A 14,066-nucleotide genomic window follows, 5' to 3' on the forward strand; every position below is an offset into this window, starting at 1 on the left:
TCAGCAACCCAATAGATTATTTTTCGTTTGAAGAGCTACAGCATGCACTTTGCCTCTCTGTTGAGTCGGCGAGCTATTTTATAATCAATACTTTCAAATTTTGAGCTAAAAATGCCAGGGAAAATTTAACACCAACTCCCAATTAATAACCTGTGTAATTAAAACTGAAATTATAAACAGCAGGCAGAGAAAAACGAGCCACAAAAAATACTAAATTCAAAGATTTATTTACAAAAGCAAAACGTTTAAATCAGAGTGTGAACATACTTTACATAACATTAAACATCATATTGCACTAAAATTCTGGCAGATGCCTGGATGGGAATCTTCCTTATTTTTTTAACCTGAGGTTTTTTGATGACTTTTTACTTATTATTTTTAATTAAACAATTAATCTATCAGCGCCAGAAAACAGGCACTTCATTTAATTCTGGCCACTCACTCTCATTTCAAATGTTGATCAATTCTCTTTTAATCTTTTAACCTGTGCCCTCACGTGTTATTACCGGTACGGGAGGCGTAACCTTAAGCGTTCTGACGTCACAGCTGCTTTTCAGAAAGGTACACGCGGGATGGAACAGCGGTATAAACAGACGCATTATCACCCGATTTAAGACAAAAAAAATGCACCCTAATCAGCCTTTGCAGGCCTTTCAGGTGCAGCGTTACGGGCGCCTGTGCGCTGAGTTTATTTGCTGCCTGGGCGCAGTGCCGGGAACAGAATGACGTCGCGGATAGTGTGGCTGTTGGTAAACAGCATTACCATGCGATCAATCCCGATACCCAGACCCGCCGTTGGCGGCAGACCATGTTCCAGTGCGGTCACATAGTCTTCATCATAGAACATCGCTTCATCGTCACCCGCATCTTTGGCATTCACCTGCTGCAGGAAACGTTCCGCCTGATCTTCAGCATCATTCAGCTCGGAGAAGCCGTTACCGATTTCGCGACCACCAATAAAGAACTCAAAGCGATCGGTAATTTCAGGGTTCACATCGTTACGACGCGCCAGCGGGGAGACTTCAGCCGGATATTCGGTGATAAAGGTCGGCTGGATCAGATGCGCTTCTGCGGTCTCTTCGAAGATCTCCGTGACGACGCGGCCCAGGCCCCAGCTCTTCTCGACTTTGATATGCAGTGATTGAGCAATCGCGACCGCTTTGTCGAAATCTTCCAGATCGGTCAGGTCCGTTTCCGGACGATATTTCTTGATCGCTTCGCGCATGGTCAGTTTTTCAAACGGCTTACCGAAGTCAAACACCTGCTCGCCATAAGGCACGACCGTGCTGCCCAGCACATCCTGCGCCAGGGTACGGAACAGGCTTTCGGTCAGCTCGATCAGATCTTTGTAATCCGCGTAGGCCATATAGAGTTCCATCATGGTGAACTCAGGGTTATGGCGCGGCGAAATGCCTTCGTTACGGAAGTTACGGTTGATCTCGAACACACGATCGAATCCGCCCACCACCAGACGCTTCAGGTAAAGCTCTGGCGCAATACGCAGATACATATCGATATCCAGCGCATTGTGATGGGTGATGAAAGGACGCGCAGACGCCCCGCCCGGGATCACCTGCATCATAGGCGTTTCCACTTCCATAAAGTCGCGGCCCACCATGAACTGACGAATGCCAGCCATGATCTGCGAACGAATTTTGAAAGTGTTGCGCGACTCATCATTGGCGATGAGATCGAGGTAACGCTGACGGTAACGGGTTTCCTGATCGGCCAGGCCGTGGAACTTGTCTGGCAGCGGACGCAGGGCTTTGGTCAGCAGGCGCAGTTCAGAACAGTGAATCGACAGTTCGCCGGTTTTCGTTTTGAACAGTTTACCGCGCGCGCCGAGAATATCGCCGAGATCCCACTTTTTGAACTGCTCGTTGTAGATGCCTTCGGCCAGATCGTCACGCGCAACGTAGAGCTGAATGCGGCCACCCACATCCTGCAGGGTCACGAACGAGGCTTTACCCATAATACGGCGGGTCATCATGCGCCCGGCAACACTGACTTCAATACCGAGATCGTCGAGCTCTTCATTGCTCTTCTCGTCATACTGCTCATGCAGCTGATTTGACAGGCTGTCGCGACGGAAGTCATTAGGGAACGCCACGCCATTAGCACGCAGTACGCCGAGCTTTTCGCGACGCGTTTTCAGTTCATTATTTAACTCTACGGCGGCATCAGCGCTCTGCGGTTCTTGTTCAGACATGTCGGTTCCTTATAACCCTGCTTTTAAACTAGCTTCAATGAATCGATCCAGATCGCCGTCCAGCACCGCCTGGGTGTTACGTGTTTCTACGCCAGTGCGCAGATCCTTGATGCGTGCATCATCAAGAACGTAAGAACGGATCTGACTTCCCCAACCGATGTCGGACTTATTGTCTTCCAGTGCCTGTTTCTCAGCGTTTTTCTTCTGCATCTCAAGCTCATACAGCTTCGCTTTCATCTGCTTCATTGCCTGATCTTTATTCTTGTGCTGAGAGCGGTCGTTCTGACACTGGGTCACTGTGCCGGTTGGAATATGGGTAATACGTACGGCGGACTCTGTCCGGTTTACGTGCTGGCCGCCCGCACCGGATGCGCGGTAGACGTCAATACGCAGGTCAGCAGGGTTGATATCGATGTCGATATCATCATCCACTTCCGGATAGATAAAGGCGGAGCTAAAAGAGGTGTGACGACGGCCGCCAGAGTCGAACGGGCTTTTACGCACCAAGCGATGCACGCCCGTTTCGGTCCGTAACCAGCCAAAGGCGTAGTCGCCTGACACGCGAATGGTCACAGATTTAATGCCCGCGACTTCACCTTCAGACTCTTCGATAATTTCGGTCTTGAAGCCTTTGGCTTCTGCCCAACGCAGATACATACGCATCAGCATGCTGGCCCAGTCCTGCGCTTCGGTGCCGCCGGAACCGGCCTGCAGATCGATGTAACAGTCGGCGCTGTCATACTGACCGGAGAACATGCGGCGGAATTCCAGCTCGCCCAGCTTGCTTTCAAGGCCATCCAGCTCGGCAACGGCTTCGTTGAAGGTCTCTTCATCTTCGGCTTCAACGGCCAGCTCAAGCAGGCCCTGCACATCTTCCAGACCCTGAGACATCTGCTCCAGCGTCTGTACGATCGCTTCCAGCGAGGATCGCTCTTTGCCCAGCGCCTGCGCTCGCTCAGGCTCGTTCCAGACATCGGGCTGTTCCAGCTCCGCGTTTACTTCTTCGAGGCGTTCTTTCTTGGCATCGTAGTCAAAGATACCCCCGAAGAACGTCGCTGCGCTCACTGAGGTCCTGAATACGGTTTTTGACCGGGTTGATTTCAAACATGGCTTTGGCGTCTTTCTTATGTTCGATGGGACAGGAAAATTAACCTGTAAGTTTACCCGAAACTGTCGGCAGATTGTAGCGTTGAGACAGCGGGCAGATGCCGTGGCTGCATGACCTGTTCCCGATGCCTGCAGGTCATGACGCCATTCTGGTTTTTGCTGGGGCTGAAGGAAGAGTCATCGCCCTGACGCGCGTCCGCCATTTCCGCTGACGCCGCGTCTGGCTGATTCAGTTCAGCGGCCTGAGATGGTCAATGATCAGCTGCACCGAGCGGTTGCCGCGATACTCATTGATATCCAGTTTGTAGGCCAGTTCGACCTGCCGGACGCTGCTGTCAGGCCACAGCGTCGTATCGACATTGAAAGCGATACCGTCGATCAGCGGCCCGCCCTCAAGCGGCTCGACCATCACTTTCAGATGCCGCTCGCCCACCAGCCGCTGTTGCAGCAGCTTAAATTTGCCGTCAAATGCGGGTTCCGGGAAGGCCTGGCCCCAGGGACCCGCTTCGCGCAGCATCTCCGCCGTCTGCAGTGAGAACTCCTGCGGCTGCAGCGCGCCATCTGACCAGATGATGCCCTGGAGGGATTCACCATCCAGCCACTCACCCACCAGTTCGGCAAAGCGCTGACGAAATTCCTCATAGCGTTCCGTCTCCAGCGACAGGCCTGCCGCCATCGCGTGGCCGCCAAACTTCAGCATCAGGCCCGGATTCAGCGTATCCAGCCGCTCCAGCGCATCGCGCAGATGCAGACCAGCAATCGAGCGGCCCGACCCTTTCAGTGTGCCATCGCCCGCTGGCGCAAAAGCAATCACCGGGCGGTGAAAACGCTCTTTCAGGCGTGACGCGAGGATCCCCACCACGCCCTGATGCCATTCGGGATGATAGAAAGCCAGCCCCAGCGGCAGGTCACGCTGTTCACGCTCCAGCGCCTGACAGAGCGCCAGTGCTTCGCTCTGCATGCCCTGCTCGATCTCTTTCCGGGTTTGATTGAGCGCATCCAGCTCGCTGGCCAGCATCCGCGCCTGGCTGAGATCGTCTGTCATGAGCAGCGCCACGCCTACCGACATATCGTCAAGGCGACCTGCAGCGTTGAGCCGGGGACCCAGCGCAAACCCGAGATCGCTGGCCGCTAACTGGCGGGCATCGCGATTGGCAATCTCCAGCAGCGCACGGATGCCTGGCCGGCATTTTCCGGCCCGAATCCGGCTGAGTCCCTGCCACACCAGAATGCGGTTATTCACGTCGAGCGGCACCACATCAGCGACCGTGCCGAGCGCCACCAGATCCAGCATCTCTGCCAGGTTGGGTTCCGCGCGGGTGGCCCCAAACCAGCCCTGAGTACGCAAGTGGGCGCGCAGGGCCAGCATCAGATAGAACGCGACACCAACACCGGCAAGGGCGCGTGAGGGGAAGTCGCAGTCAGGCAGATTGGGATTGACGATCGCCTCTGCGGCGGGCAGCGTTTCGCCCGGCAGATGGTGGTCGGTAATCAGAACCGGAATGCCGTACTGATGCGCGCACTCAACGCCTGCGTGGGAGGAGATGCCATTGTCGACCGTCAGGATCAGCGCGGCACCGCGCGCGCGCGCCTGTTCAACCACTTCCGGGCTGAGGCCATAGCCATCTTCAAAGCGATTGGGCACCAGATACTGCACATTGCTGCCGCCCATACTGCGCAGCGCCATTACCGTCAGCGCGGTACTGGTTGCGCCATCGGCATCGAAGTCGCCTACTACCATAATGCGACGGCCATCCAGCAGCGCCGCATGCAGCAGCGCCACCGCGTCATCAATCCCGCTCAGGGACTGAAACGGCAGCAGATTTCTGGCGCCGCGTTCCAGCTCAGCGGCGTCACGCACGCCGCGTTGCAGGTAGAGGCGTTTCAGCAACGGCGGCAGGCTGGCCGGAAGCGCATCGTCAACGGCCACCTCCCGGCGACGAAGTTCTACATCCTGTTTTACCACCGATTACCCACCACGTTTCTGATTGTCCAGCACCTGCTTCAGCTCCTGCGGCGACTGGTAGCCCGGGATCATCATGCCGGTGTCAGTGAGCATTGCAGGCGTGCCCTGAATACCGAACAGCACACCCAGTTTATAGTGCCGGGCAATGTCGATTTTGCAGCTGTCCGGCGCGGCCATTTTCGGCGCATTGCCTTTCATCGCCTCATCGAACGCTTTATTGCGATCGGCGCTACACCAGATCGCTTTCATTGCCGGCTCAGTCTGACCGTTCAGACCTTCACGCGGGAACGCCAGGTAGCGCACGGTAATGCCCAGCGCATTGTAGTCGGCCATCTGCTCGTGCAGCTTGTGGCAGTAGCCACAGGTGATATCGGTGAAGACCGTTATCACATGCTGCTCTTTCGGCGCTTTATAGACGATCATTTCCGGCACCAGCGCCTCAACCTTTTTGTCCAGTAGCTGGTTTGTAACGTTAACCGGCTGTTTGCCGCTGACATCATAGAGCGGCCCCTGAATCATGTGCTTGCCGTCATCGGTGACGTAAAGCACACCGCTTTCCGAGAGCACAGTTTTAAAACCAGGCAGCGGTGAGGGGCCGATCTCTGTCTGGTTCAGACCGAGCTTTTTAAGTGATTGCTGAATAGCGCTGTCATCGGCATGGGCCAGACCGGAAAAGGCGCTGGCTAACAGGGCCAGCATCGCGAAATGCTTGTTCATTTTTGTCCTTATGGCCGCGGTTCAGGCCCGCGGATGGTGTTGTTGATGCAACTGTCGCAGACGCTCAGTCGCAACGTGCGTATAAATCTGGGTAGTGGAGAGATCGCTGTGTCCCAGCAACATCTGTACGACACGCAGATCGGCACCATGGTTCAGCAGATGGGTCGCAAAGGCATGGCGCAACACATGCGGCGATAGCTTTTCGCCGTCGATGCCTGCCAGCGTGGCGTAATGCTTGATGCGATGCCAGAAGGTCTGCCGTGTCATCTGCTGTGCCCGATTGCTGGGAAACAGCACGTCCAGCGTCTGACCGTTAAGCAGCCAGGGCCGGCCATGTTCCATATATTGCTCCAGCCAGTAAACCGCTTCTTCACCTAAAGGCACCAGGCGCTCTTTATCCCCTTTACCGATGACGCGGACGACACCCTGGCGCAGGCTGATATCGCTGAGCGTCAGGCCGGTCAGCTCGGAGACGCGCAATCCGGTGGCGTAGAGCAGTTCCAGCATCGCCTTGTCGCGCAGCTCCAGCGGGATGTGTGTATCGGGAGCCTGCAATAGCCGCTCAACCTGCGCCTCAGTGAGATCTTTCGGCAGCCGCTGCGGCAGTTTAGGCGCGGAAAGCAGCGCGCTCGGGTCGTCCGGCCGCAGCTTTTCGCGGTAAAGATACTGAAACAGACGACGCATCGCGCTCAACAGCCGCGCTGAGCTGGTCGCCTTGTAGCCGCCCTCCAGCCGTTCGGCCAGAAACTGCTGCAGATCCAGCGGCGTCACGCTGAGTAATGTCAGCCCGTGATGCGTCAGCCAGCCGGTCAGCGTCTGCAGATCCTGACGATAGGAGGCGAGCGTGTTCTGCGCCAGATTGCGTTCAATCCAGAGCGCATCAAGAAACTGTTCTGTCAGTTCGCTGTCCTGCACGTTATCTCCGCCGTCTGGTGTAAAATCATGCTCATTATGCCTGATTCAGCAGCGCTTCTGGTACAATTGCGCCAGAGTCAGTATTTACAGAGTGTTATCTGCATGAAAATCGGTCTATTTTGAATGCAATTAAAAAAAACAAATAAATACATAAAGTTAAATGCAGGATTTTTTCTAAATGGCGGCAAGTTGGCGGCATAATTTATTATCTGCAGGCAAAAAAATACCCGCTTGAGCGGGTGATTTTTTTTTGCCTTCGCGGTCATAACCAAAGTAACTGCTGATGGTCACGGCCTGGATGTGGTGGCACTGGCTTCACCTCCCCAGGCATCATAATGATTGATGACACTGTTTCTAATGACTTAAAAGTACAACTGCAGTTGATGTTCTGGCACTGGTTGTAACGTTCTTTTGTCTCTTTGGAAATTTGAGTGCTGCTGCGAGTATGAGCCGCATTACCGCATATTGGACAATTCATCATTATTTTATACACCTCGCAGTTGAACTCTTTTACGAACTTTTCGATGAATTGTATCTCTTTTGAGAACTTTTGTAAGTCTTATTCCATTTCTAATGAGTCAATCTTCACTTCCAGTTCGATACTGGTAGTAAATCCATTATCAGCGCTCAGGCTGTGCGTCAGCGTTGTAATGATCCATTCCCCGGCATCTACCTGCTGTTTGAAGCCGCTGACCTTCACCGGCATTTCCGTGTATAGCTCCGCGCGCCCCTTTGCCAGCTGAATGGAAAATGTTGCCACACCGCGCTGCAGGCGTTCCCACTGCATTTTTGCCGCTCGTTCGGCGTTGCCACGGTTCGCGTAAGTGCGGCTAAGCACCAGTACGTTTTCATCCGTGCCGATCAGGTAATCCCCCTGCTTCGCCTCCGGCTCTTTCTTTTTCTTCGTCGTGGTTTTACGTCGCCTGCGCTTCACCTTCGCTACAGGCTTCTTTACCGGTTCGCGGGTGTGCAGCCAGCTGGCGATCACGCCGGTGTATGAGTCGCGGTCCGCCAGGGTGAAGCGGTGGCTGTCCCCGTCCCTGCGCTGAAGGGTAATCACCGGCAGCGCCTTACCGCTTGCCGTCTTCCCCTGTCCCTGGCGGATAAACAGCAAATTGCCGTCCTTGACACAGGCCACTGCGCCGCACTGTTTAGCCAGCCGCATCAGAAAGCTGGCGTCTGATTCGTTGGTTTGATCAAGGTGGTCAATTTCTGTGGCCGCCATGTCCTCACCCATTGCCGCCTTCAGCTTATGGCGCCCGGCAATATCCCGGACAATTTCGCCTGCTGTGGTTTTGTGCCAGGACTTCTCGCGCTTAGTGTTGAGCGTCTGCCGGAAGTCGGCGCTGCGCGCCCGCAGCGTCAGCCGGTCAGGTGTGCCGCTGTGCTCGATTTCGTCAACGGTATAACTGCCTTTCGGGAAAAGTGGCCCATCCTGCCAGCCCAGCGACAGCGACAGCACAACGCCCCGGCGCGGCAGCTGCAGCTGGCCGTCCGCGTCGTCCAGCTCGATATCCAGCTGATCCGCTTCAAAGCCCCGGTTATCAGTGAGCGTCAGGCTCAGCAGGCGCTTTTCCAGCTTCTGCGTGATGTCTGCACCGTCCATCGTCAGGCGGAACGCGGGGGAATTCTGCTGGCCGTTAATCCACGGGGTTGTCATCATGAGAATAATCCTCCCGCAGCGGCGCTGACCTTACCGGCGGTGGTAACTGCTGCGCCCTGCATGGCAGAAAGCTGATCGCTGAGGCTGCCGAACATCTCGCCCAGCGATTCATCGGTGCGCTTCAGCGTCAGCGTGAATTCAATGCGGCGGCACACGCCGCTGCTGAAGAACTCCGCTTTGGTCTGACTCAGGCTTTCAATCACGAACATGCCGTAAATTGTCCCGCTGCCCTCAATCAGCGGCCACGCGCGGCCCAGCTCTGCAATCTGCTCCAGCGCGAACAGGGACATCCTGCCGCCGGTAATCTCCGGCAGCAGCACGCCGGAAAGCGTCAGCGTGTCATTGTCAGGACCTAAGAACTGCAGCGATGGCCGCACGCCTACCCGGCTGTTAGACGGGAAACGCCAGCTGCGCTGATACTGCAGTTCCTGATAAGGCACCGTCCTCAGCATGAAAACAAATAAGCCCAGCGTCATCATCATCCCTCAAATCCTCCCCTGTCACTGTAACTACTGCGGGCACGGGCCTGCGCCTGCCGTTCTTTTGCTTCCAGCCTGCGCATCACCTCATCAACCAGATCCTGCTGGCTCTGTCCCGGCTGCTGCACGATGGTGAAGGAGGCATGAATTTGTGGCGCAGTTCCCTGTGTAGCATTGCCACTCATGCGCGGCGCTTCCTGCCGGTACGCCTGAACCGGCAGGCTGAGCGGGTGCAGCGGTTTCGCCTCTGCCGTCGCCCCGGCACCACCCAGCGTCAGCGCCGCCAGTGCTGCCAGCCGTGCAGTGCTCCGGCGGCTGGTCACGTTCGCCGGACCACTGACCAGTTCCGGCCCATTTTCACCGGCCACGCCGAACTGCCCGGATGGGATAAAGCCGCCACTGTCGTACATGCCAGCAAATCCGGGAAATCCGCCCGGCAGCAGGGATACACCGCCGCCCGTGTTTACTGTTGCCGGTCGCGGCAGCTGCGGCCCGCCGGACTTATCGCCACCCGGCTTGAGGAAATCCGGCAGGTAGTCGGTCAGGGACGACAGCTTGTTTTTAATCGCATCCCATTTCTGGCTGATACCCGCAATCAGGCCGTCAATCATCTGTGAACCTGCTTCCTGAAAACGCGCGGGCAGCGCCTTCGCGTCGGAAACAATCTCCCCCCACTTTGTGCTGATGTAGGTGCGGATCGCTGTCCAGATGCTGCTGATCTTTGTGCTGATAGCGTCCCACATGGCGGCAAGTTTCGGGCCCAGCGTGTCCCAGTTCTGCCAGATCAGCAGCGCCCCGGCGGCAATCAGCCCGATAATGGCCAGAATCGGGTTTGCGAACATCAGCCGCCCCAGCCACAGCACACTTTTCCCCACGATGCCGATGGCGCTTTTAATCAGCCCGAATGAGCTAAATGCTTTTATCCCCAGCACGTTAAAGCTGAGTCGTAGCAGCGCCATCGGCCCCAGCACAGCTGCAAGGCCGATCATGAGCGTACCCAGCGCCAGCACAATCACCGATATAACTGCTGCAGCTTTTACCAGTGTTCCCGCCAGCTCCTTGTTATTTTCCACCCAGCGGCGGGTCACGCCGGTGACTTTCTTCACCATATTCATGATGTCCATCAGCGGCGTGCGCAGGGAGTCGCCCAGGCCGCTCATGGTGTTAGATACGCCGGTTTTGGTCAGCATCCACTGTGCAGAAAGCGAGTCCTTATTGATGTCCGACTCTTTCTGCATGGAGCCTTTCGCCCCGTCGCCCTGCGTCAGCTGCAGCTGTCGCCTCAGCTCCGGCATGTTGTTAGCGAGTTTGGCCGCGTCCTTGCCGTACTCCTTGCCGAATACCATCGTCATAGCCGTCAGGCGTTTGTCTTTAGGCAGGTTGTTGACCTTTTCCAGCACGCGCTGGATGGTGCCCATTGCGTCCGTGGTCATCTGCTTTTCAATCTTCGCCGGGTCCAGTTTCAGCAGATCCATGCCGTCCATAAACCGGTCGCTCTGCATGGTGGCTACGGACAGCTCGCGCACCATTGCATTCGCTGCACTGGCGGCGGTTTCCGACGTCGCGCCCAGGCTGAGGAAGGTCGAACCAAGCGCGGCCGCTTTGCGGTAGTCCAGCCTGTCAGCCACGCCGCCCATGCGCTGCAGCACGTCGATGATGTCTGAACCTTTGGACATGGCGTTATCGTCCAGGTAGTTCAGCGCGTCGCCCAGCTGCTCGATGTTGCGGGTGGGGATTTTGTACAGCTGCGCAATCTTGCCCAGCCCTTCAGCCAGCTCACCGGCGGGCAGCTCAAACGCGGTCGAGGCCTTCGCCGCCGTGGTGGCAAAGGCCATCAGGTCGCGTTTCTGGTCCTCATAGGAGTCGTTCTGGTTCGTCACGCCCATGCGCGCGCCGCCCTCAACCAGCGCGGCGTAGTCAATCGCGCCGTTTTCCATCGGCAGCTGCTCACTGGCGGCCTTGATGGCGGCCTGCATGTCATAGAACTGTTTTGTGCGGTTTCCTTTGTCGTCGCGCAGTCCGTTAACCTGCTTTGCCACGCCCTTCATGGCGTCTTCCATTGCCGCTGAAGACTTCACGGCGGCCAGCACCGGCGCACCCATCGCCAGCCCGGCGGCAGACGTTGCCGCTCCGGCACCGGCTACGCGGTCGCGTACCTCAAGCGAACGGGAATATCGCTCACGAACCGCGCTCAGTTTTGCCTGCCGCTCTCCCAGCTTTTTAAGCGACAGCTGCTGCCGGTCAATGGCGGCGCGCGCCTCGTCAGCCTGACTTTTCAGCTCGCGCTGTGCCTGGCTCAGTTTCTTCGTGTCGATACCGGCAGCGCCCAGCGCCTCACGCTGACGCTGCACCGAAAGACGCAGCCCGTTGTAGGTCTGCTGCAGCTGGCTGGCGCGGTTTTTCGCCTGCTCCAGCACGCGGGCCTGCGCGGCGGTCGGTCTGTTGGTTTCCGTGAACTGCACGGCCAGCCGCGCCGCTTCTTCGCGGGCGGCCTTAAGATTGTTAGCGGTGATGGCAAGCTGTGAGCGGGTTTTACGGAAGCCGTCAATACGCCCGGCCTGTGCGTCCAGCTCTTTGAGGGTGTTACGGGTATCGCGCAGGGTGCCAGCCAGCTCGCGGGTGCTGTCCCGGGCGCTGCGGAAGGGGCGGGTCAGCTTATCGACCGCGCCCAGCACAACCTGCAGACGCAGATTTTTATCACTCATCGCTGGCCCTGTGTCGCAGGATTGCTTTGTGCCGCCACTCCAGAACCTCCGTCAGCGTCATGGACTCGGTAACGGAGGGCGGCCAGTGAAAGACGGTGGCGATGTCCGCCACCAGATCGTCTACCGTCAGGCCGTCGCTAAATCCGACAGCACCGACTTCTTCAGCAAAAAAGTGACCACCTCTACCGACAGGCTGACCAGATCGGCGGGGTCCATTTCGTTAATTTCCTGCGTGGTCAGTGCCGGGGTGGTAATGCGCGGCAGCACTGTCATCAGTGCGTTCACGTCCATGTCCAGCAGCGCCTGCAGGCGGATGCCGCGCAGCGCACCGGACTGCGGCTTGCGCACGGTGACGGAGGTGATTTCTGTTTTGCCGCGCAGGATTGGGGTGTCCAGTTCAACGGCCTTTTCGTTTGGTGCAGTTTTGTCTGTCATGATGTGATTCCGTTTAAAAAGCGAGATAAGCGGCAGGCTCAGCGCCTGCCGGTGTGATTACAGGCCCAGCGCGTTGCGGTGCTCTTCCATCAGGTCCTTGCCGTCCACAATGTGGATCATGTTCACGATGTCGATCTCGTAAACCACTTCACCATTGATGGTCAGCTTTGCGTAGCTGTTGGTTGCGGACACTTTGGTGGTACTGGATTCGCCGGTTTTCCATTCGCCGGAATCCAGCTCTTTATAGCGTCCGCGCGTGACCAGCTCGACCGCCTGCACTTCGCCGGTGTCGTCACGCTGAATGGAGCCGGTAAAGCGCAGCTGAATGCCGTCCACCGTGGTGGCACCCATCTGCTTAAACAGCTGCGATTCAGTGCCGCCCACGGTGAATTCCGTATCCAGCGCGCCATCGTCCAGGCCCATGTCGATATCCACCGCACCGGCCATGCCGCCGCCGCGATACTTCTCAAATTTGCGGGTAAATTTCGGCAGCGTCACGGACTCAACCAGCCCCTGCCAGTTGTTGCCTGCGTTGAACAGGTTCAGATGCTTGAGTTTGCGGGGTAATGCCATCTTTCCGTCTCCTTATGCGCTGACGCGGCTGCTGAAGTCGACCAGATACTGGTCAGTGATGCGCTGGCGCAGCAGCAGGTTTTCCAGTGGCGGCACCGGCGTATAGTCGTAATCGATCAGCAGCTTGCCCGCCTTGAGCGTGTCCTTGTCGTTCACGCTCTCGTCCAGCCAGCAGTCCGCGCCAATCAGATAGCCCTGATTCACCAGGCTGCGCAGCTTCGCGCGGATGCTCTCAATAATGTCGCGGGCCAGCGACGGGTTCAGCGCGCCGTCAACAGACCACATCTGCGCTTCTGCCATCGTGTCCATGAGCACCTGCGCGGTGCGGGTGTAGCACTCAAACTGAAACAGCGGGTCATCGCTCAGGCAGCGGGAACCCCAGAAGCGGAAGCCGTCTTTGCGGATCAGCGTGGTCACGTCGTTCTGGTTCAGCAGGCCCGCATCGGTGGCCGGGTCCTGCAGGTCCCAGAAAACGTCTTTTGAAATGCCGGTGACGCCGTTCACGCCAACGTTTGACAGGGACTTATGCCAGCCGGTCTGCTGGTCAATTTTGGCGCGCAGGCCCAGCGCGCGTGCGGTGGCGTAGGCCGTCGCGTCCGCCTTCAGCACAGTGTCAAAACTGATGAAGTCAGGCCAGATCAGCATCCCTTCCCGCTGGCTGAAGTTGGCGCGGTAGGCAATCGCCTCTTCAACGCTCTTACAGCCATACGCGGACAGGTAGGCAAAGCCGCGCAGGCTCTGCGCCACGCTCAGCAGTTCGGTGGCGACGGCTTTGTTATCGTGGCCTGGCACGCCCAGAATACGGGGGTTAACGCCGCACTGAGACTGCGCAGCCAGCAAAGCCTTCATGCCGGTGCGCTGGCCGTCGGTCACGCCGCCGATGATGTTGGCGGTGGTTTCCGCTTCGGTCTGGCCCTGCGGCACGCGCACAACGACGGTGACGGGCTTTGACTGGTCCGCGATGGCGTCCAGTGAGCGGGCCAGCGTGCCGGATTCCCCGGCTTTGCCGCTGGCGGTGAGTACGTCGGTTAACAACACCGGGCGGTTCAGCGGGAAGGTGGCCGCGTCGGCGTCGTCGCCGGTGCAGACAAGCCCCACAATCGCGGTGCTGATGGTGGTGATGGTTCGGGTGCCCTCGTTGATTTCCTCAACGCGCACGCCGTGGTGATAATCATCTGCCATGTGGCGGTTCTCCTGTGAAGGGGTTCCGCTATGGTGAAAGGTCGCGGGCGCGGGCGCACCCTGATGGCTTTGTGTGGAAAACCATACAATGAAAAAAGGCCCGTTATGGGCCTGA

Annotated in this window: 13 protein-coding genes; all 13 read right to left on the reverse strand. The window is 57.3% G+C overall.

The window, feature by feature from the left end; all coding sequences use genetic code 11:
• Positions 1-688: 688 nt before the first annotated feature.
• The 13 genes from lysS to RT657_RS12325 all read right to left on the reverse strand — a co-directional run bounded on the left by lysS (position 689) and on the right by RT657_RS12325 (position 13,951).
• Positions 689-2,209, reverse strand: a complete 1,521-nt coding sequence (gene lysS / locus RT657_RS12265) for a lysine--tRNA ligase (protein WP_313654778.1) — start codon at positions 2,207-2,209, stop codon at positions 689-691.
• A gap of 9 nt (positions 2,210-2,218) precedes the next feature.
• Positions 2,219-3,317 (reverse strand): peptide chain release factor 2 gene (prfB, locus tag RT657_RS12270; protein ID WP_111142219.1). Its coding sequence is split into 2 segments (ribosomal slippage): positions 2,219-3,241 and positions 3,243-3,317, totalling 1,098 coding nucleotides; the frame shifts between segments, so codons are not numbered across the junction.
• 228 nt (positions 3,318-3,545) lie between these two features.
• Entirely contained in the window at positions 3,546-5,282 is a 1,737-nt protein-coding gene (recJ, locus tag RT657_RS12275) for a single-stranded-DNA-specific exonuclease RecJ (RefSeq protein ID WP_313654779.1), read from the reverse strand.
• Between the two features lie 3 nt (positions 5,283-5,285).
• On the reverse strand, positions 5,286-5,999 hold the full coding sequence (gene dsbC, locus RT657_RS12280) for a bifunctional protein-disulfide isomerase/oxidoreductase DsbC (RefSeq protein ID WP_313654780.1): 714 nt from the start codon (positions 5,997-5,999) through the stop codon (positions 5,286-5,288).
• 21 nt (positions 6,000-6,020) lie between these two features.
• Positions 6,021-6,914 carry a site-specific tyrosine recombinase XerD gene (gene xerD / locus RT657_RS12285; protein WP_313654781.1) on the reverse strand — a complete coding sequence of 298 codons (894 nt, stop codon included), beginning with the start codon at positions 6,912-6,914 and terminating at the stop codon, positions 6,021-6,023.
• A 262-nt stretch (positions 6,915-7,176) separates the two neighbouring features.
• A complete protein-coding gene (locus tag RT657_RS12290) occupies positions 7,177-7,395 on the reverse strand; it encodes an ogr/Delta-like zinc finger family protein (protein WP_313654782.1) in 219 nt (72 codons plus the stop codon).
• A 78-nt stretch (positions 7,396-7,473) separates the two neighbouring features.
• A complete protein-coding gene (locus RT657_RS12295; protein WP_313654783.1) occupies positions 7,474-8,577 on the reverse strand; it encodes a phage late control D family protein in 1,104 nt (367 codons plus the stop codon).
• A complete protein-coding gene (locus tag RT657_RS12300) occupies positions 8,574-9,059 on the reverse strand; it encodes a phage tail protein (protein WP_313654784.1) in 486 nt (161 codons plus the stop codon). Before RT657_RS12300 ends, RT657_RS12295 begins: the two co-directional genes overlap by 4 nt.
• Complete coding sequence (locus RT657_RS12305) at positions 9,056-11,761, reverse strand: phage tail tape measure protein (protein WP_313654785.1); 2,706 nt, start codon at positions 11,759-11,761, stop codon at positions 9,056-9,058. Before RT657_RS12305 ends, RT657_RS12300 begins: the two co-directional genes overlap by 4 nt.
• Complete coding sequence (locus tag RT657_RS12310; RefSeq protein WP_033786692.1) at positions 11,754-11,873, reverse strand: GpE family phage tail protein; 120 nt, start codon at positions 11,871-11,873, stop codon at positions 11,754-11,756. The genes RT657_RS12305 and RT657_RS12310 overlap by 8 nt, the downstream gene beginning before the upstream one ends.
• 14 nt (positions 11,874-11,887) lie before the next feature.
• Positions 11,888-12,196, reverse strand: coding sequence for a phage tail assembly protein (locus tag RT657_RS12315; protein WP_313654786.1), 309 nt, complete (start codon positions 12,194-12,196; stop codon positions 11,888-11,890).
• Positions 12,197-12,253: 57 nt separating this feature from the next.
• Entirely contained in the window at positions 12,254-12,769 is a 516-nt protein-coding gene (locus tag RT657_RS12320; RefSeq protein WP_313654787.1) for a phage major tail tube protein, read from the reverse strand.
• 12 nt (positions 12,770-12,781) lie between these two features.
• A complete protein-coding gene (locus RT657_RS12325) occupies positions 12,782-13,951 on the reverse strand; it encodes a phage tail sheath protein (RefSeq protein ID WP_313654788.1) in 1,170 nt (389 codons plus the stop codon).
• Positions 13,952-14,066 lie beyond the last annotated feature (115 nt).

The sequence above is a fragment of the Pantoea sp. genome (assembly GCF_032114055.1).
Classification (GTDB): domain Bacteria; phylum Pseudomonadota; class Gammaproteobacteria; order Enterobacterales; family Enterobacteriaceae; genus Pantoea.